At 42.7% G+C, this 19,336-nt stretch carries 16 protein-coding genes and 1 other annotated feature; all 16 genes read left to right on the forward strand.

Annotated features, from left to right (window positions below; genetic code table 11):
* Positions 1-168 precede the first annotated feature (168 nt).
* The 16 genes from rplK (at position 169) to rplB (ending at position 19,316) form a co-directional block, all read left to right on the forward strand.
* Positions 169-594, forward strand: a complete 426-nt coding sequence (gene rplK, locus GD002_RS11915; protein WP_029053289.1) for a 50S ribosomal protein L11 — start codon at positions 169-171, stop codon at positions 592-594.
* 121 nt (positions 595-715) lie between these two features.
* On the forward strand, positions 716-1,414 hold the full coding sequence (gene rplA, locus GD002_RS11920; protein ID WP_153732591.1) for a 50S ribosomal protein L1: 699 nt from the start codon (positions 716-718) through the stop codon (positions 1,412-1,414).
* A gap of 43 nt (positions 1,415-1,457) precedes the next feature.
* Positions 1,458-1,597, forward strand: a sequence feature (ribosomal protein L10 leader region).
* Between the two features lie 30 nt (positions 1,598-1,627).
* A complete protein-coding gene (rplJ, locus tag GD002_RS11925) occupies positions 1,628-2,128 on the forward strand; it encodes a 50S ribosomal protein L10 (RefSeq protein WP_153732592.1) in 501 nt (166 codons plus the stop codon).
* A 66-nt stretch (positions 2,129-2,194) separates the two neighbouring features.
* The gene (rplL, locus tag GD002_RS11930) at positions 2,195-2,560 is read left to right on the forward strand and encodes a 50S ribosomal protein L7/L12 (RefSeq protein WP_153732593.1); all 366 of its coding nucleotides are present in this window, start codon (positions 2,195-2,197) and stop codon (positions 2,558-2,560) included.
* A 92-nt stretch (positions 2,561-2,652) separates the two neighbouring features.
* Positions 2,653-3,255, forward strand: coding sequence for a class I SAM-dependent methyltransferase (locus GD002_RS11935; RefSeq protein WP_153732594.1), 603 nt, complete (start codon positions 2,653-2,655; stop codon positions 3,253-3,255).
* Positions 3,256-3,476: 221 nt separating this feature from the next.
* Entirely contained in the window at positions 3,477-7,022 is a 3,546-nt protein-coding gene (gene rpoB / locus GD002_RS11940) for a DNA-directed RNA polymerase subunit beta (RefSeq protein WP_194841581.1), read from the forward strand.
* 430 nt (positions 7,023-7,452) lie between these two features.
* Positions 7,453-11,046: a DNA-directed RNA polymerase subunit beta' gene (rpoC, locus tag GD002_RS11945; RefSeq protein ID WP_153732596.1), complete on the forward strand. Its 3,594-nt coding sequence runs from the start codon at positions 7,453-7,455 to the stop codon at positions 11,044-11,046.
* A 431-nt stretch (positions 11,047-11,477) separates the two neighbouring features.
* Positions 11,478-11,897, forward strand: coding sequence for a 30S ribosomal protein S12 (rpsL, locus tag GD002_RS11950; protein ID WP_009499062.1), 420 nt, complete (start codon positions 11,478-11,480; stop codon positions 11,895-11,897).
* Between the two features lie 34 nt (positions 11,898-11,931).
* On the forward strand, positions 11,932-12,402 hold the full coding sequence (rpsG, locus tag GD002_RS11955; RefSeq protein WP_009499061.1) for a 30S ribosomal protein S7: 471 nt from the start codon (positions 11,932-11,934) through the stop codon (positions 12,400-12,402).
* Between the two features lie 47 nt (positions 12,403-12,449).
* Positions 12,450-14,528 carry an elongation factor G gene (gene fusA / locus GD002_RS11960; RefSeq protein WP_153732597.1) on the forward strand — a complete coding sequence of 693 codons (2,079 nt, stop codon included), beginning with the start codon at positions 12,450-12,452 and terminating at the stop codon, positions 14,526-14,528.
* A 119-nt stretch (positions 14,529-14,647) separates the two neighbouring features.
* Positions 14,648-15,835: an elongation factor Tu gene (gene tuf, locus GD002_RS11965; protein WP_153732598.1), complete on the forward strand. Its 1,188-nt coding sequence runs from the start codon at positions 14,648-14,650 to the stop codon at positions 15,833-15,835.
* A 711-nt stretch (positions 15,836-16,546) separates the two neighbouring features.
* The gene (rpsJ, locus tag GD002_RS11970) at positions 16,547-16,855 is read left to right on the forward strand and encodes a 30S ribosomal protein S10 (protein WP_040759929.1); all 309 of its coding nucleotides are present in this window, start codon (positions 16,547-16,549) and stop codon (positions 16,853-16,855) included.
* Positions 16,856-16,890: 35 nt separating this feature from the next.
* A complete protein-coding gene (gene rplC, locus GD002_RS11975) occupies positions 16,891-17,520 on the forward strand; it encodes a 50S ribosomal protein L3 (RefSeq protein ID WP_153732599.1) in 630 nt (209 codons plus the stop codon).
* A gap of 25 nt (positions 17,521-17,545) precedes the next feature.
* Positions 17,546-18,169: a 50S ribosomal protein L4 gene (gene rplD, locus GD002_RS11980; RefSeq protein ID WP_153732600.1), complete on the forward strand. Its 624-nt coding sequence runs from the start codon at positions 17,546-17,548 to the stop codon at positions 18,167-18,169.
* A complete protein-coding gene (rplW, locus tag GD002_RS11985; RefSeq protein WP_153732601.1) occupies positions 18,169-18,453 on the forward strand; it encodes a 50S ribosomal protein L23 in 285 nt (94 codons plus the stop codon). The genes rplD and rplW overlap by 1 nt, the downstream gene beginning before the upstream one ends.
* 32 nt (positions 18,454-18,485) lie before the next feature.
* The gene (rplB, locus tag GD002_RS11990; protein ID WP_153732602.1) at positions 18,486-19,316 is read left to right on the forward strand and encodes a 50S ribosomal protein L2; all 831 of its coding nucleotides are present in this window, start codon (positions 18,486-18,488) and stop codon (positions 19,314-19,316) included.
* Positions 19,317-19,336: the final 20 nt, after the last annotated feature.

The following is a 19,336-nucleotide window of genomic DNA, read 5'->3' on the forward strand; positions in this document are numbered from 1 at the left end:
TACTGGATTTATTTTCTCTTGCAAAATACGTGTATTGGTGGTATCATTTCAAAGGTCAGACGTAGTCTGGACGGATTAACCAATTCTACCGACAGTCGTCGGCAGGCACATATTTGAGTGGGAGGGGCAACCCAATTACCACATCACGGACTTAAGGAGGTGTGTCTCGTGGCTAAAAAAGTTACTAAAGTAGTGAAATTACAAATTCCAGCTGGTAAAGCAAACCCAGCACCACCGGTTGGACCGGCATTAGGTCAAGCAGGTGTTAATATCATGGGATTTTGTAAAGAATTTAACGCGCGTACAGCTGATCAAGCAGGTCTAATTATTCCTGTTGAAATCTCTGTATTCGAGGACCGTTCATTTACATTCATCACAAAAACTCCGCCAGCAGCAGTATTGCTAAAGGTTGCAGCAAACGTTCAAAAGGGTTCAGGTGAGCCTAATAAAAACAAAGTTGCTACAGTTAAACGTGATAAAGTTAGAGAAATTGCTGAACAAAAAATGCCGGACTTAAACGCGGCGTCAGTTGAAGCGGCGATGGCAATGGTCGAAGGTACTGCTCGCAGTATGGGATTCAAAATCGAAGACTGATTTTGACTTTTCTTTATAAAGCAATGGTTTGAAGATGAAGGCTGCGGTCTAGTGAGATGCGCAGCCTTCATTAAGTGGGAGGTTTAATCCGTTAAAACCACAAATGAGGAGGAAAATTCTGATGGCTAAAAGAGGTAAAAAATTTACAGAAGCAGCGAAGCTTGTAGATCGCACAACTGCATACTCTGTGAAAGAAGCAATTGAACTTGCTAAGAAAACTAGCACTACAAACTTTGACGCAACAGTAGAAGTAGCTTTCCGTCTAGGTATTGATACTCGTAAGAATGATCAGCAAATCCGTGGAGCAGTTGTGCTTCCAAACGGTACTGGGAAAACTCAACGTGTATTAGTATTCGCTAAAGGCGAAAAGCTGAAAGAAGCAGAAGCTGCAGGTGCAGACTATGTAGGCGATACAGAATACATCACAAAAATCCAACAAGGTTGGTTTGACTTTGATGTAATCGTTGCTACACCGGACATGATGGGCGAAGTTGGTAAAATCGGTCGAGTTCTAGGACCTAAAGGCCTTATGCCGAACCCTAAAACTGGCACAGTAACATTTGATGTAACAAAAGCTGTTGAAGAAATCAAGGCTGGTAAAGTAGAATACCGTGCAGATAAAGCGGGGATTATTCACGCGCCAATCGGGAAAGCTTCTTTCGATAACGAGAAGTTAGAAGAAAATTTCTTAACTATCTTTGATACGATTCAAAAAGCGAAACCTGCTGCAGCAAAAGGAACATTCATGAAGTCTGTGAACGTTACAACGACTATGGGTCCTGCTGTGAAAATTGATCCATCAACTGCAGTAGTAAAATAATTATTGACAAGTATATAGTGATCTGATAAGATTACGCTTGTTATGATGATAACCATTTGTACCGAAGACAGCAGGTGTGGCTTGCCACTTAATGTTCCTGCCGAGGACAAGACGCTCTTTTTTAAAAGATGACGACTTTTCTGCCCTCATGTCTTTGACATTGAGGGCTTTTTATATCGGTATAAGTGACCCTAATTTTCAGGAGGTGTCAACATGAGCAAAGTTTTAGAAGCTAAACAGGCGGTTGTAACAGAAATCGCTGACAAGTTGCAACAAGCAGCTTCTGTAGTAGTTGTGGATTACCGTGGTTTAACGGTTGCACAAGTAACAGAATTGCGTAAACAACTTCGTGAAGCAGGCGTAGAATTCAAAGTATACAAAAACTCGATGACGCGTCGTGCAACAGAAACAGCAGGACTTGGAAGTTTGAATGAACACCTTACAGGTCCGAACGCTATTGCCTTCTCAACAGAAGACGTAGTAGCGCCTGCGAAAATCTTGAATGATTTCGCTAAAAAGAACGAAAAGCTTGAAATTAAAGCCGGCGTGATCGAAGGAACGGTCGCATCAGCAGAGGACGTAAAAGCATTAGCTACTCTACCTTCCCGCGAAGGTCTACTATCTATGCTACTCAGCGTACTTCAAGCTCCAGTGCGCAACTTCGCACTTGCTACAAAAGCAGTTGCAGAACAAAAAGAAGAACAAGGTGCGTAATTACGCATCTTGACTATCACCGGATAAAACAAACCGGTTAATACAACTTTCCAGGAGGAACTTAAAATGACTAAAGAACAAATCCTTGACGCAATCAAAGAAATGACAGTTCTTGAACTAAATGAACTTGTTACAGCAATCGAAGACGAATTCGGCGTAACAGCAGCTGCACCAGTTGCAGTAGCTGGAGCAGCAGGCGGCGGAGAAGCAGCAGAAGAGCAAACAGAATTTGATGTAATTCTTGCAAGCGCTGGCGCTGAAAAGATTAAAGTAATCAAAGCTGTACGCGAAATTACTGGCCTAGGCTTAAAAGAAGCGAAAGCTCTTGTAGACGAAGCTCCTAAAGCTCTTAAAGAAGGCGTAGCTAAAGAAGAAGCTGAAGAAATGAAAGCTAAACTTGAAGAAGTTGGCGCATCTGTAGAAGTTAAGTAATTTCTACTTTCCTGAGAAAAGCCCGTCTATTTGACGGGCTTTTTTCTTCATCTACAGTTATTTATCGTTAATCTATAGCGGGAGGTGTGTAAATGGGAGAACATTATTACTCAAAAAACCCTCAAGTTTCTAGTGCGCCAAAGGAATGGAAAGCGGAAATTAGAGATAAAGTTTTTTCGTTCACGACAGATGCCGGTGTGTTTAGCAAAAGTGGAATCGATGAAGGGTCAAGATTATTAGTTGAAACGTTTAAAGAACCAACTATTAGGGGAGACTTGTTGGAAATTGGCTGTGGCTACGGCCCGATTGCGTTGTCAATTGCTTCTGCTTTTCCTGATCGACTTGTTCATATGGTAGATGTTAATGAACGTGCACTTGCACTTTCTAAGATAAATGCCGAGAAAAATGGAATTCAGAATGTGGAGGTTTATGAAAGTAGTGGTGTGGATCGGGTGGAAGTGGATCAGTTTGCAGCCATTCTGACGAACCCCCCTATACGAGCGGGTAAACATACTGTATTTTCTTTCTACCAGGGTGCCTATGAAAAACTTGCGCAAGGTGGAGAGTTGTGGGTAGTTATTCAAAAAAAACAAGGGGCGCCATCTACTATTGAGTACTTGCGTAACCTGTTTGGGACTGTTCAGACTGTCGCCAAGAAAAAGGGGTACTTTATTTTATTAGCAAAAAAAGGTTGACAGTACCAATCTATTGTAGTAGCATTATTAAATGCATAAATAATTATATTGCAGCTGTATGCCCTTTTGCGTCATATGTAAAAGGAAAAGGCATACTGATGTTTGGATAAAAGATTGTGAAATCGAAAATGAGCTCTTGTCGGAACTCGTTTTCTTTTTGTTTTTTCGAAGTCACAGCTGAATTTCTGATTTTGCAAAAACTAATATTGTCTTAATGAGGGGTGAATGAGTTGACAGGTCATTTAGTTCAGTATGGTCAACATCGTCAGCGTAGAAGTTTCGCGCGAATCAACGAAGTGCTCGATCTGCCAAATTTGATTGAAATTCAAACGGCATCTTACGAGTGGTTCTTGGAGGAAGGGTTACGGGAAATGTTTCGGGATATTTCTCCTATCCAGGATTTCACTGGAAACCTATCCTTGGAATTTATCGACTACCAACTGGGTGAACCAAAATATCCGGTAGACGAATCAAAAGAGCGCGATGTGACATACGCAGCACCACTTCGTGTTAAAGTACGCCTTCACAACAAAGAAACTGGCGATGTGAAAGAACAGGACGTTTTCATGGGAGATTTCCCGCTCATGACGGAAAACGGTACATTCATTATTAATGGAGCAGAGCGAGTCATCGTATCGCAGCTCGTTCGTTCGCCAAGTGTCTATTACAACGATAAAACGGACAAAAATGGTAAACGTGGTTTCGGTGCTACCGTAATCCCTAACCGCGGTGCGTGGCTCGAGTATGAAACAGATGCAAAAGACGTTGTGCACGTTCGTATCGATCGGACTCGTAAATTACCGATCACCGTTTTGTTGCGTGCATTAGGTTTCTCGACTGACCAGGAAATCATCGATTTAATCGGTGACAATGAGTATTTGCGGAATTCCCTGGAAAAAGATAATACCGAAACTTCGGAAAAAGCTATGCTTGAAATCTATGAGCGACTTCGTCCGGGTGAGCCACCAACACTAGATAGCGCGAGAAGTCTGCTATATTCTCGTTTCTTTGATCCGAAGCGCTATGATTTGGCGAATGTTGGACGCTATAAAATGAATAAAAAACTTCATTTGCAAAATCGTTTGTTCAATCAAACGGCTGCGGAAACGCTTGTTGATCCTGAAACTGGTGAGATTTTAGTGGAAAAAGATCAATTGATTGATCGACGTACGCTAGACAAATTACTACCGTTTCTATCCAATGGCATAAATAAGCAATCGATTGAACATGTAGGATCTGTTTTGGAAGAGCCGATGACGATTCAGACGCTAAAGATTTATGCGCCGAAAAGTGAAGAGAAACAAGTACTTAATGTCATCTCCAACGCTGAAGTAGACGAGTCTGTCAAACATATTACCCCATCAGATATTGTAGCTTCTATAAGTTATTTCTTTAATCTATTGCATGGTGTAGGGAATACAGACGACATAGACCATCTTGGGAATCGTCGTTTGCGCTCGGTTGGTGAGTTACTCCAAAACCAATTCCGTATCGGTCTTTCCCGTATGGAACGCGTAGTTAAAGAGCGAATGTCCATCAATGACACGCAATCTATCGTACCGCAACAATTGATCAATATACGTCCAGTTATTGCATCGATCAAGGAATTCTTCGGCAGTTCTCAGCTTTCTCAGTTCATGGACCAAACCAATCCATTAGCTGAACTGACGCATAAACGTCGTTTATCTGCACTAGGGCCGGGTGGATTAACTCGTGAACGAGCAGGGATGGAAGTTCGTGACGTGCATTATTCTCACTATGGTCGTATGTGTCCGATTGAAACGCCAGAGGGTCCGAATATTGGGTTGATTAACTCGCTATCTACGTTTGCAAAAGTGAATCGATTTGGTTTCATTGAAACCCCTTATCGGAAGGTCGATCCTGAAACAGGTCGTGTAACTGCGCAAATTGATTATCTGACTGCGGATATTGAAGATAACTATGTAGTGGCACAAGCAAACGCGCAACTTGGAGAAGATGGTTCATTTGTCAATGAAGAAGTAGTAGGTCGTTTCCAAGGGGATAATACAGTCTTCAAACGTGATCAAATTGACTACATGGATGTATCGCCTAAGCAAGTTGTGTCTGCGGCAACTGCTTGTATTCCATTCTTGGAAAACGATGACTCCAACCGTGCGTTAATGGGTGCAAACATGCAACGACAAGCGGTTCCTTTGTTAAATCCTGAAGCGCCATTCGTTGGGACGGGGATGGAACATATTTCAGCCCGTGATTCAGGTGCAGCTGTCGTTTCTAAACATCATGGAATTGTAGAGCATGTAGAAGCGAAGGAAGTTCGTATTCGTCGCATTGAAGAAGTGGACGGTAAAGAAGTGAAGGGTGACCTAGCAATTTACCGTTTATCTAAATTCATCCGTTCGAACCAAGGAACTTGCTACAACCAACGTCCGATCGTCAAAGTTGGCGACCGTGTAAAACCGCTTGATATTCTTGCGGACGGTCCGTCTATGGAACAAGGGGAACTTGCGCTTGGGCGTAACGTTCTAACAGCGTTTATGACATGGGATGGATATAACTACGAGGATGCTATTATTATGAGTGAACGTCTGGTTAAAGATGACGTCTTCACATCTGTTCATATTGAAGAATATGAGTCAGAAGCCCGTGATACGAAGCTTGGGCCAGAAGAAATTACTCGTGATATTCCGAACGTCGGGGAAGATGCATTACGCAACCTGGACGATAGAGGAATCATCCGAATCGGTGCGGAAGTTCGCGATGGTGACATCTTAGTCGGTAAAGTAACACCTAAGGGAGTTACGGAATTGACAGCTGAAGAACGTCTTCTACACGCTATTTTTGGAGAAAAAGCACGTGAAGTCCGCGATACGTCGCTACGTGTTCCACACGGCGCAGGCGGAATCGTTCTTGACGTCAAAGTATTCAACCGTGAAGATGGCGATGAGTTATCTCCAGGTGTTAACCAATTAGTTCGTGTCTATATCGTACAGAAGCGTAAAATTTCTGTTGGAGACAAGATGGCAGGACGTCACGGTAACAAAGGGGTTATCTCTCGAATCTTACCTGAATCTGAAATGCCGTATCTACCAGATGGTACACCGATCGATGTCATGTTGAATCCACTAGGGGTTCCATCACGTATGAACATCGGACAGGTTCTGGAAATGCACCTTGGTATGGCTGCGCGCAGTCTAGGTATACACACAGCTTCTCCTGTATTTGATGGAGCAAACGAGGAAGATGTTTGGACTACAATGGAAGAAGCAGGTATGAACCGAGACGGTAAAACAGTCTTGTATGATGGTCGTTCAGGAGAACCATTTGATAACCGCGTATCAGTCGGTGTTATGTACTTGATCAAACTAGCACACATGGTAGACGACAAGTTGCACGCGCGTTCTACTGGACCATACTCACTCGTTACACAACAACCACTGGGCGGTAAAGCACAGTTTGGTGGACAGCGTTTCGGTGAGATGGAAGTGTGGGCGTTAGAAGCATATGGTGCAGCTTACACATTACAAGAAATCCTAACAGTCAAATCCGATGACGTTGTAGGTCGTGTGAAAACATACGAAGCTATCGTCAAAGGTGACAGCGTACCTCAACCAGGCGTACCGGAATCATTCAAAGTACTAATCAAAGAACTTCAAAGTCTTGGATTGGACGTTAAAATGTTAACGGAAGACCTGGAAGAAATCGAGATGCGCGATATGGACGACGAAGAAGACTTACAGCCAACCGATGCACTGAACCTAATGAAAGAAGATCAGCCAATAGCCTAAACAAAAGCGGAAAGCGCCGTTTAGCCTCGATCGGCGTTGGAAAGCTTGTAGCAAAAGGTAGAATTTCACCTTTTGCTACAAGATTGAAACGACCCGAGAGGCTGGCGCTTGAAGCTAGATGACACCAAAAGCGGAGACGGCTTTACAGCTCCGACAGGCACTGGAAGACTTAAAATAAAGGCGCTCTTTGCCTTTACTTTAAGTCTGAAGTGACCCGAGGAGCTAGCCGTCGAAGCTAGATGACACCAAAAGCGAAAAGCAACTGATCTGAACTAATATAAATAAGAATGCTACAATCGAATAGAAGAGGGCTTCGAGCACCCTCTTCTATTCTATTCAGTTTAAGAAGTACTTCTGACTGAATGCGATACTATAAGTAAAGTTGCCTGACAAGCCATTGCGGCGATTAGACTAAAGGGAGGTAGGCTCCTTGATCGATGTTAATAATTTTGAGTATATGAAAATTGGCCTGGCTTCACCAGACAAGATACGTTCTTGGTCATATGGAGAAGTAAAAAAACCTGAAACTATCAACTACCGTACGTTGAAACCAGAGAAGGACGGATTGTTCTGTGAAAGAATCTTCGGACCAACAAAAGACTGGGAATGTCACTGTGGAAAGTATAAACGGGTACGTTACAAAGGCGTTGTCTGTGACCGTTGTGGCGTAGAAGTAACACGTCAAAAAGTGCGTCGCGAACGTATGGGCCACATTGAGCTTGCAGCACCTGTCACGCATATTTGGTACTTCAAGGGAATACCAAGCCGCATGGGCTTGATCTTGGATATGACACCGCGTGCATTGGAAGAAATTATTTATTTTGCTTCCTACGTAGTAGTAGATCCAGCTGATACACCACTTGAACGGAAGCAATTGCTTTCTGAAAAAGAGTACAGACTCTATCGTGAAAAGTATGGTTCTAAGTTTCAAGCGTCCATGGGGGCAGAAGCGATTGAGCAATTACTGCGTGCAATCGATTTAGATAAAGAAACAGATTCATTAAAAGAAGAGTTGAAAACGGTTCAAGGTCAGCGTCGTACCAGAGCAATCAGACGTCTGGAAGTCGTAGAATCCTTCCGGAACTCCGGAAATCGTCCAGAATGGATGGTTTTAGAGGTTCTTCCTGTCATTCCTCCTGAATTACGCCCAATGGTACAGCTAGACGGTGGACGTTTTGCAACTTCTGACCTGAATGATCTGTATCGTCGTGTCATTAACCGGAATAACCGTCTGAAACGACTATTGGATTTAGGTGCACCTGGTATCATCGTTCAGAATGAGAAGCGTATGTTGCAAGAAGCGGTAGATGCGCTTGTAGATAATGGGCGTCGAGGAAGACCTGTTACCGGTCCTGGTAATCGTCCGTTGAAATCTCTTTCTCATATGTTGAAAGGGAAGCAAGGTCGTTTCCGTCAGAACTTGCTCGGTAAACGGGTTGACTATTCCGGGCGTTCTGTAATTGTTGTTGGACCAAACCTTAAGATGTACCAATGCGGTCTGCCAAAAGAAATGGCGATTGAGTTGTTTAAACCATTTGTCATGAAAGAATTGGTAGAACGTAATTTAGCGCATAATATTAAGAGTGCGAAACGTAAAATTGAACGTCTGCATTCCGAAGTGTGGGATGTACTAGAAGACGTAATTAAAGAACATCCGGTCCTGTTAAACCGGGCACCGACTCTTCACCGTCTGGGAATCCAGGCATTTGAACCGATGCTCGTAGAAGGTCGTGCGATTACATTGCATCCACTCGTTTGTACAGCTTATAACGCTGACTTTGACGGTGACCAAATGGCTGTACACGTTCCTCTTTCTGCAGAAGCACAAGCGGAAGCGCGTTTATTGATGCTAGCCGCTCAGAATATCTTGAATCCGAAAGACGGGAAACCAGTTGTTACGCCTTCACAGGATATGGTTCTAGGAAATTATTATTTGACAGTCGAGCGCAAAGACGCAGCTGGAGAAGGTGCAGTATTTAGCGATCCTAACGAAGCGTTGATCGCTTACCAAACGGGACACGTTCATCTGCATTCCCGAATTGCGATCCAAGCAGGCAGTATTAATAATCCGACATTTACAGAAGAGCAGAACAAAAAACTCTTGCTCACTACAGTAGGTAAAATCATTTTTAATGAAATTCTGCCTGAGTCATTCCCTTACATTAATGAACCAACTAACGATAACTTACAAGTGGAGACACCTGCCAAGTATTTCGTAGATGGGACAGTAAATGTGAAAGAACACTTGAAAAACGCAGAACTTGTATCACCTTTCAAAAAGAAGATTCTTGGGAATATCATCGCGGAAATCTTTAAACGATTCCATATTACAGAGACATCACGTATGTTGGACCGCATGAAAAATCTTGGATTCAAATATTCTACACGTGCGGGAATTACAATCGGTATTTCTGACATCGTTGTCTTACCGAACAAAGCAGACATCCTCAATGAGGCGCAGGAAAAAGTGGATAAGGTCACACAACAGTTCCGCCGTGGTTTAATTACCGAAGAAGAACGGTATGATCGTGTTATCTCTTATTGGAGTCAGGCGAAGGATGTCATTCAGAATAAATTGATGGATTCATTGGATAATGAAAACCCGATTTATATGATGAGTGATTCTGGAGCGCGGGGTAACGCATCTAACTTTACACAACTCGCAGGTATGCGGGGACTGATGGCTAACCCGGCTGGACGAATTATCGAACTTCCGATCAAATCTTCCTTCCGTGAAGGTTTAACAGTACTCGAGTACTTTATCTCTACTCATGGTGCCCGTAAAGGTCTTGCCGATACAGCACTGAAGACAGCTGACTCAGGTTACTTAACACGTCGTTTAGTTGACGTTGCACAAGATGTAATTGTGCGCGAAGATGATTGTGGAACGGACCGCGGTTTAGAGATTACAGCTCTAACAGAAGGAAACGAAGTCATTGAAACGTTGCAAGAGCGTATCGAAGGTCGTCATACGAAAAAGACGATTTTCCATCCGGAAACAGGCGAAGTGATTCTGGAGAAAAATGGTTTAATCACAGCGGATATCGGTAATACGATTATTCAAGCAGGTATCGATCATATAACTATTCGCTCTGCATTCACTTGTAATACAAAACATGGTGTTTGTAAGAAATGTTATGGCATTAACTTGGCGACAGGTGAAGCGGTGGAAGTAGGAGAAGCAGTTGGTATTATTGCAGCTCAATCTATCGGAGAACCTGGAACACAGCTGACGATGCGTACATTCCATACAGGTGGAGTTGCTGGGGACGATATTACACAAGGTCTTCCACGGATTCAGGAGATTTTTGAGTCTCGTAATCCGAAAGGGCAAGCGGTCATTTCAGAAATCACAGGAACAGTGGTGGAGATCGACGAAATCCGAGAAGGTCAAAAAGAGATCACTATTCAAGGAGAAGTGGAAACACGCAAATATTTGGCACCGTACAATGCTCGATTGAAAGTAGAAGAGGGCGATGAAATTGCACGAGGCGAAAGTATTACGGAAGGTTCCATCGATCCAAAAGAATTGATCGTGGTGAAAGATGTAGCAACTGTACAAGAATATCTGTTGAAAGAAGTGCAAAAAGTATACCGGATGCAAGGGGTAGAAATTGGCGACAAGCACGTAGAAGTAATGGTTCGTCAAATGCTCCGCAAAGTTCGTGTAATTGAAGCGGGAGATACAGATCTTCTCCCAGGTTCATTGCTTGATATACATCAATTTGCTGAAGCGAATGCGAAAGTATTATTGTCAGGTAAAGCACCGGCTACTTCACGACCGGTTATTCTGGGGATTACGAAAGCATCGCTTGAAACAGAATCATTCTTGTCGGCAGCTTCTTTCCAAGAAACGACTCGAGTTCTTACCGATGCAGCCATTAAAGGTAAAACGGATGAGTTGCTTGGCTTGAAAGAAAACGTCATTATCGGGAAATTGGTGCCAGCAGGTACAGGAATGCAAAGATATCGCCAGATTAAAATGGAACACGAAGAACAAGAAGAAGCAATTACAGTAGACTAAAAATAAACGGGACAACGTTCCCGTTTATCTGTTTTCATCGGGTGTTCACACACTCGATGAATACAGATAAAGCCTCCGGCGGATCTCTCAGATTTTTAAAAAACGTTTTCGAGCGAGCTCGAAGAAAGTCTAAACGCAATTATACCAAGATGTAATTGATTTTATTTAATTTCGTTGACAAGTCTTTCTGAAGATGATAATATACAAAAGGTTGATAGTTGTTGGCCACTATCTTTCATACGGAATTATATTTCATTTGAATAGGTAGAAGGCGAGAAGCAATCATCATTATAAAACAACAGTGACCAGAGATCTCTGGCGTTTGCTGAAAACCGTTTTTGTGTGTGCACGCACAAGAACTTTGTTTTTACCTAAAAATGAACCACCTGGATGTGTGGTATTACAAAAAGCTCGGAAGGAGGAACAACCTGATGCCTACAATTAATCAATTAGTCCGTAATCCTCGTAAGTCGAAATCGGAGAATTCTAAATCACCGGCTCTAGGAAAAAGCTATAATAGCTTCAAAAAGTCTATGACTAACGTGAACTCACCACAAAAAAGAGGTGTTTGTACACGTGTTGGTACAATGACTCCTAAGAAACCGAACTCAGCGCTACGTAAATATGCTCGTGTTCGTTTGACTAATACTTTGGAAGTAAACGCGTATATCCCAGGTGAAGGCCACAACTTGCAAGAACACAGTGTGGTACTAATCCGCGGAGGACGTGTAAAAGACTTACCAGGTGTTCGTTACCATATCGTACGTGGAGCACTTGATACAGCTGGTGTTACTGGCCGTATGCAAAGCCGTTCACAATACGGTGCTAAAAAACCAAAAGAAAAGAAATAATATAATCTAATGATATCGAAAGGAGGAACTAATTATGCCTCGTAAAGGTCCAGTTGCAAAACGCGATGTATTACCTGATCCGATTTATAATTCTAAGCTTGTAAGCCGCCTTATCAACAAAATGATGGTAGACGGTAAAAAAGGTACTTCTCAAAAAATTCTTTATGGAGCGTTCGAAATTGTAAAAGAACGTTCTGGTAAAGAACCAATTGAAGTATTCGAAGCTGCTCTTAATAATGTAATGCCAGTTCTTGAAGTGCGTGCTCGCCGTGTTGGTGGAGCGAACTATCAAGTACCAGTTGAAGTGCGTCCGGAACGTCGTACAACACTAGGTCTTCGTTACCTTGTTAACTATTCACGTACTCGTGGGGAGAAAACAATGGAAGAACGTCTAGCAAACGAAATTCTTGATGCTTCCAACAACACAGGTGCTTCTGTTAAACGCCGTGAAGAAATGCATAAAATGGCTGAAGCCAACAGAGCATTCGCTCACTATCGTTGGTAAGTCCGGATAAACTACAACAGTAATCCGAAACGGAAGGAGTTTACAAAATGGCTAGAGAGTTCTCCTTAGAGAATACTCGTAACATTGGTATCATGGCTCACATTGACGCTGGTAAAACAACGACAACAGAGCGGATCCTTTTTTACACGGGTAAAATCCACAAAATTGGTGAAACACACGAAGGTGCTTCCCAAATGGACTGGATGGAACAAGAGCAAGAACGTGGAATCACGATTACATCTGCTGCTACAACAGCTGCATGGAAAGGTCACCGCGTAAATATCATCGATACACCTGGACACGTAGACTTCACAGTAGAAGTTGAACGTTCATTACGTGTATTGGATGGAGCTGTTACGGTACTTGATGCTCAATCAGGTGTAGAACCGCAAACAGAAACAGTTTGGCGTCAAGCGACAAACTACAAAGTGCCACGTCTTGTATTCGTAAACAAAATGGATAAAACAGGTGCAGACTTCCTTTACTCTGTAGGCACGTTACGTGATCGTCTACAAGCAAATGCGCATCCTATCCAGTTACCGATCGGTTCAGAAGATACATTCTCCGGCATTATCGATTTGATCGAAATGAAGGCTACTATGTATCCGAATGATCTAGGTACTGATGCTACAGTGGGCGATATCCCAGCTGAACATCTGGAACTAGCGAATGAATACCGTGAAAAACTAATTGAAGCAATCGTAGACTTCGACGAAGATTTAATGGAAAAATATCTTGGCGGCGAAGAACTTACAGTAGAAGAAATCAAAACAGCTATTCGTAAAGCGACATTAGCGGTTGAATTCTATCCTGTAGTTTGCGGAACTGCTTTCAAAAATAAAGGTGTACAATTAGTGTTGGATGCAGTCGTTGACTTCTTGCCATCACCACTTGATATTCCTCCTATGGTCGGTATTAACCCGGATACTGAAGAAGAAGAAGAACGTCATTCAAGCGATGAAGAGCCATTCTCGGCACTTGCGTTTAAAGTAATGACTGACCCTTATGTAGGTAAGCTTACATTCTTCCGTATTTACTCAGGTGTACTACAAGCTGGATCATATGTAACAAACTCTACAAAAGGTAAGCGTGAGCGTGTAGGACGTATCCTACAAATGCATGCTAACAGCCGTGAAGAGATTTCTGAAGTGCATGCGGGTGAAATCGCAGCTGCTGTAGGTTTGAAAGATACGACAACAGGTGACACACTTTGTGATGAGAAAGCATTGATCATCTTAGAATCAATGGAATTCCCTGAACCTGTTATCTCTGTAGCTATCGAGCCGAAAACAAAAGCGGACCAAGATAAAATGGGTCAAGCCCTTGGTAAGTTACAAGAAGAAGATCCAACATTCCGTGCACATACAGACCAAGAGACAGGAGAAGTTATCATCGCAGGTATGGGTGAACTTCACTTGGATATCATCGTTGACCGTCTGAAACGTGAATTTAAAGTGGAAGCAAACGTGGGCGCGCCACAAGTTTCTTACCGCGAAACATTCCGTCAGTCTGCTCAAGTTGAAGGGAAATTTGTTCGTCAATCAGGTGGACGTGGACAGTTTGGTCACGTATGGATCGAATTCGGTCCAAACGAAGAAGGAAAAGGATTCGAATTCCAAAACGCAGTCGTTGGTGGAGTTGTTCCTCGTGAATATATCCCAGCGGTTGAAGCAGGACTTCGTGATTCATTAGATAACGGTATTTTGGCTGGATATCCATTAATCGATATCAAAGCTCGTCTATATGATGGATCTTACCATGACGTTGACTCCAACGAAATGGCATTTAAGATCGCTGCATCTATGGCATTGAAAAATGCGGCATCTAAATGTTCACCAGTACTTCTTGAACCTACAATGAGAGTAGAAGTTATCATTCCGGAAGAATACATGGGCGACATCATGGGAGATATTACTTCCCGTCGTGGCCGTGTAGAAGGTATGGAAGCTCGTGGTAATGCACAAGTCGTTCGTGCTATGGTTCCACTTGCTGAAATGTTCGGTTATGCGACATCTCTACGTTCAAACACGCAAGGTCGTGGAGTATTCTCCATGGTGTTCGATCACTATGAAGAAGTTCCAAAATCAATTGCTGAAGAAGTAATTAAGAAAAACAAAGGTGAATAATAAAGTTCATCCTTGTTTCCTGTAGTGAATACTTGTAAGATATGGATAGCCGAAGGTTCGCTTTCGGCTTCCGTACTATAAAAAAACTAAACTTTTCAAATTAAGGGAGGACCTCTAAAATGGGTAAAGAAAAATTCGACCGCTCCAAGGAGCACGCAAACGTAGGAACAATTGGTCACGTTGACCATGGTAAAACAACTTTGACTGCTGCAATCGCAACTGTTTTGTCTAAAAAAATGGGTGGAGAAGCGAAATCATACGCTGACGTTGATAACGCACCTGAAGAAAAAGAACGTGGTATCACAATCAGTACTTCACACGTAGAGTACGAAACTGAAAAGCGTCACTATGCACACGTTGACTGCCCAGGTCACGCTGACTACGTTAAAAACATGATCACTGGTGCTGCACAAATGGACGGCGGAATCTTAGTAGTATCTGCTGCTGACGGCCCAATGCCACAAACACGTGAACACATCCTTCTTTCTCGTCAAGTAGGTGTTCCATACCTAGTTGTTTTCATGAACAAATGTGATATGGTAGACGACGAAGAACTACTTGAATTAGTAGAAATGGAAATCCGTGAACTTCTATCTGAATATGACTTCCCTGGCGATGACATTCCAGTAGTACGCGGATCTGCTCTTAAAGCTCTTGAAGGAGAAGCAGATTGGGAAGAAAAAATCGTTGAATTAATGCAAGCTGTTGACGATTACATTCCAACTCCAGAACGTGATACTGAAAAGCCATTCATGATGCCTGTTGAGGACGTATTCTCAATTACAGGTCGTGGTACAGTTGCAACTGGTCGTGTTGAGCGTGGAGTAGTTAAAGTCGGCGATGTTGTTGACATCATCGGTCTTGCTGAAGAACCAAAATCTACTACTGTAACTGGTGTAGAAATGTTCCGTAAACTTCTTGACTATGCAGAAGCTGGAGACAACATCGGTGCACTTCTTCGTGGTGTATCTCGTGAAGATATCGAGCGTGGTCAAGTTCTTGCTAAGCCAGGTACAATTACACCACATACTCAGTTCAAATCTGAAGTGTATGTTCTTTCAAAAGAAGAGGGTGGACGTCACACTCCATTCTTCTCAAACTACCGTCCTCAGTTCTACTTCCGTACAACTGACGTAACAGGTATCATCCAACTTCCTGAAGGTGTAGAAATGGTTATGCCTGGGGATAACGTTGAAATGACAGTTGAACTGATCTCTCCAATCGCGATTGAAGAAGGAACTAAATTCTCTATCCGTGAAGGTGGACGTACAGTAGGCGCTGGCGTTGTAGCAACAATCACAAAATAATTTACTTACATCCCGTCCTTTGTGGCGGGATTTTTTGTCTTCACAATCAAATACAAGCGGTGCGACAGCCTATTTCTTGTAGAACCTTGCAATCGATTGAAAAAGATCTGTAAACTGCTTGGGAGACTATTTCTATTCATACGTCATCAAACATTCAAAACCTCTATTTAGCCTCATTCTTTTGTATGAGGAAAGCTATTTTATTCAAAGCGGTTGTTTATGACAACGGAAATGTACGGTGTGCGAATGGTTTAGACCGATCGAGTAGAAGTGTGGAGCGGTGGGACTTGACTAATGTGCGATCTGGAAGGATTTTAGCTCGGAGTTACGGCAGTATGGCGTGGTGCAACATTACTTGGCGCATTTTAGTGCTTCTCTAGTACGTTCATATGAAAAAAGCTTGCGCTGAAAGATATATCTGGCCTTTAGGACAGTCCCGTTCCCTAATAACTAAATTCATTAGCAAAAGTGCACTTCAAAATGAATGCACAACATCGTGAAATCTGTTAAAATAATAATCGGATTAAAAAAGAGATTAAATTCTTCAAAAGGGTTGCAAGATCCTTTTAAGTTATGTATAATGTTGAATGTTGGTCTTTGACTGCGATGAAGCGAGAGGTTGCCGATACACCCGGCCGCTTTGCCATGGCGCGTGTATGGGAAATTTTCGTGGAGAATTGTCTAGAAAATAGGCGAAAGGGAGGGAAAATAATGGCAAAACAAAAGATTCGTATCCGTTTAAAAGCGTATGATCACAGAATGTTGGATCAGTCAGCTGAGAAGATTGTTGAAACTGCTAAACGTTCTGGTGCTAGTGTTTCAGGTCCAATTCCGTTGCCAACTGAAAGATCAGTTTACACGGTATTGCGTTCCGTTCACATTTACAAAGATTCACGTGAACAATTTGAAATGCGTACACACAAACGTTTAATTGATATCGTGAATCCAACTCCACAAACTGTGGATGCGTTAATGAAGCTTGATTTACCATCAGGCGTCGACATCGAAATCAAACTATAAAAATAAAACAATGAATATTACAGGAGGTGTAACTAATGACCAAAGGAATCTTAGGAAGAAAAGTCGGTATGACGCAAGTATTTGCTGAAAACGGCGATTTAATCCCAGTAACAGTGATTGAAGCTGCTCCAAACGTTGTTCTTCAAAAGAAAACAACTGAAACAGACGGCTATGAGTCAATCCAGCTTGGATTTGATGACAAACGTGAAAAGCTTTCCAACAAACCTGAACAAGGACATGTTGCAAAAGCAAACACGGCACCTAAGCGCTTCATTCGCGAAATTCGCGGAGCGGACGTTAGTGCATATGAAGTAGGTCAAGAAGTTAAGGTCGATACATTCGCAGCAGGCGATGTAGTAGACATTACAGGAGTATCAAAAGGTAAAGGATTCCAAGGTGTTATTAAACGCCACGGTTTCTCTCGCGGACCAATGAGTCACGGTTCTCGTTTCCACCGTGCACCAGGTTCTCTAGGTGCGGTAGACGGACAACGTGTATTCAAAGGGAAGAAACTACCTGGACGTACTGGTGGCAAAACAGTAACGATCCAAAATGTTGAAATTGTACGAGTTGATGAAGAACGCAACTTGTTACTAGTAAAAGGTAACGTTCCTGGAGCACGCAAATCACTAGTTCAAGTGAAAAGTGCAGTTAAAGGGAACTAAGTAAAAGAGGAAGGAGGAAATAGGAATGCCTAAAGTATCTGTAGTAAGTCAAACAGGTTCTGCAGTCGGCGATATCGAATTGAATGAAGCGATTTTCGGAATCGAGCCGAATGAAGCAGTATTATTTGAAGCAATTGTTCAACAGCAAGCTTCTTTACGCCAAGGAAATCACAAAGTGAAAACTCGTGCGGAAGTAGCGGGCGGCGGTCGTAAACCATGGCGCCAAAAAGGCACAGGTCGCGCACGTCAAGGTTCAATTAGATCACCACAATGGCGTGGAGGCGGTATCGTATTCGGTCCATCACCACGTAGCTATAGCTATAAAATGCCTAAGAAAGTCCGTCGTTTAGCACTTCTATCCGCACTTTCCACGAAAGTACGTGCAGAAGAACTAATCGTCCTAGACAACTTAGCATTCGATGCACCAAAAACAAAAGGCTTTGTAAAAGTGCTTGAAGATCTTTCAATCACAAAGAAAGCACTATTTGTTACAGCTGACCTAGAAGAAACAGTAGCATTGTCTGCTCGTAATATTCCTGGAGTTAGCGTTGTTACAGCGAACGGTATCAATGTTCTTGATTTAGTCGGACATGATCAACTCGTTATGACAAAAGCAGCAGTTGAAAAAGTAGAGGAGGTGCTTGGTTAATGGAAGCACGTGATATTTTGAAACGTCCGGTCATTACCGAGCGTTCTTCTGAACAAATGGATCTTAGAAAATATACATTCGAAGTAGATACACGCGCGAACAAAACGCACGTTAAACAAGCGATCGAAGAAATCTTCGGTGTTAAAGTTGAAAAAGTAAACGTTCAGAACTACAAAGGTAAGTTCAAACGTATGGGGAAACATGCTGGTTATACAAACAAGCGCCGTAAAGCGATTGTTACCTTAACTACTGATTCCAAAGATATCGAACTTTTTGAAATGTAATTAACGCATAATAAATGAAGGAGGGAACACAAATGGCGATCAAGAAGTACAAAGCTACCTCCAACGGACGTCGTAACATGACTTCTTCTGATTTCTCTGAGATCACTACAGACAAACCAGAAAAATCATTGCTTGAACCAATTAAGCGTAACGGCGGACGTAACAACCAAGGTAGAATGACAGTTCGTCACCAAGGTGGCGGCCACAAGCGCCAATACCGTGTCATCGATTTCCAACGTCGGAAAGATGGCATTCCAGGACGCGTTGCTACGATCGAATACGATCCAAACCGTTCAGCAAACATCGCATTGATTAACTATGCAGATGGAGAAAAAAGATATATCCTTGCACCTAAGGGATTGCAAGTAGGTGCAACAATTATGTCAGGACCTGAAGCGGATATCCGTGTAGGGAACTCACTACCATTAGAAAACATTCCAATGGGTTCTACACTTCATAACATTGAATTGAAGCCAGGCAAGGGTGGACAACTTGTTCGTTCTGCAGGAACTTCTGCTCAACTACTAGGACGTGAAGGCAAATATGTCATCATCCGTCTACAGTCAGGTGAAGTGAGAATGATCCTTGCTACTTGCCGCGCAACAATCGGTCAAGTTGGTAACGAACAGCACGAATTGATTAACATTGGTAAAGCAGGTCGTTCACGTTGGTTAGGCAAGCGTCCAACTGTCCGTGGATCTGTAATGAACCCTAACGATCACCCACACGGTGGTGGTGAAGGTCGTACACCAATCGGTCGTCCAAGTCCTGTCACTCCATGGGGCAAACCTGCACTTGGATACAAGACACGTAAGAAGAACAATAAATCAGATAAACTTATCGTTCGTCGTCGTAAAAAATAATGTGATTGCACTGCGGTTCA

Origin of the sequence: Sporosarcina obsidiansis, assembly GCF_009651005.1 — a bacterium.
GTDB classification, from domain to species: Bacteria; Bacillota; Bacilli; order Bacillales_A; family Planococcaceae; genus Sporosarcina; species Sporosarcina obsidiansis.

Excerpts from the sequence above, each read along its gene's own strand:
- rplA (WP_153732591.1), top strand. The coding sequence starts at position 716 with ATGGCTAAAAGAGGTAAAAAATTTACAGAAGCAGCGAAGCTTGTAGAT.
- rplJ (WP_153732592.1), top strand. The coding sequence starts at position 1,628 with ATGAGCAAAGTTTTAGAAGCTAAACAGGCGGTTGTAACAGAAATCGCT.
- rplL (WP_153732593.1), top strand. The coding sequence starts at position 2,195 with ATGACTAAAGAACAAATCCTTGACGCAATCAAAGAAATGACAGTTCTT.
- GD002_RS11935 (WP_153732594.1), top strand. The coding sequence starts at position 2,653 with ATGGGAGAACATTATTACTCAAAAAACCCTCAAGTTTCTAGTGCGCCA.
- rpsL (WP_009499062.1), top strand. The coding sequence starts at position 11,478 with ATGCCTACAATTAATCAATTAGTCCGTAATCCTCGTAAGTCGAAATCG.
- rpsG (WP_009499061.1), top strand. The coding sequence starts at position 11,932 with ATGCCTCGTAAAGGTCCAGTTGCAAAACGCGATGTATTACCTGATCCG.
- fusA (WP_153732597.1), top strand. The coding sequence starts at position 12,450 with ATGGCTAGAGAGTTCTCCTTAGAGAATACTCGTAACATTGGTATCATG.
- tuf (WP_153732598.1), top strand. The coding sequence starts at position 14,648 with ATGGGTAAAGAAAAATTCGACCGCTCCAAGGAGCACGCAAACGTAGGA.
- rpsJ (WP_040759929.1), top strand. The coding sequence starts at position 16,547 with ATGGCAAAACAAAAGATTCGTATCCGTTTAAAAGCGTATGATCACAGA.
- rplC (WP_153732599.1), top strand. The coding sequence starts at position 16,891 with ATGACCAAAGGAATCTTAGGAAGAAAAGTCGGTATGACGCAAGTATTT.
- rplD (WP_153732600.1), top strand. The coding sequence starts at position 17,546 with ATGCCTAAAGTATCTGTAGTAAGTCAAACAGGTTCTGCAGTCGGCGAT.
- rplW (WP_153732601.1), top strand. The coding sequence starts at position 18,169 with ATGGAAGCACGTGATATTTTGAAACGTCCGGTCATTACCGAGCGTTCT.
- rplB (WP_153732602.1), top strand. The coding sequence starts at position 18,486 with ATGGCGATCAAGAAGTACAAAGCTACCTCCAACGGACGTCGTAACATG.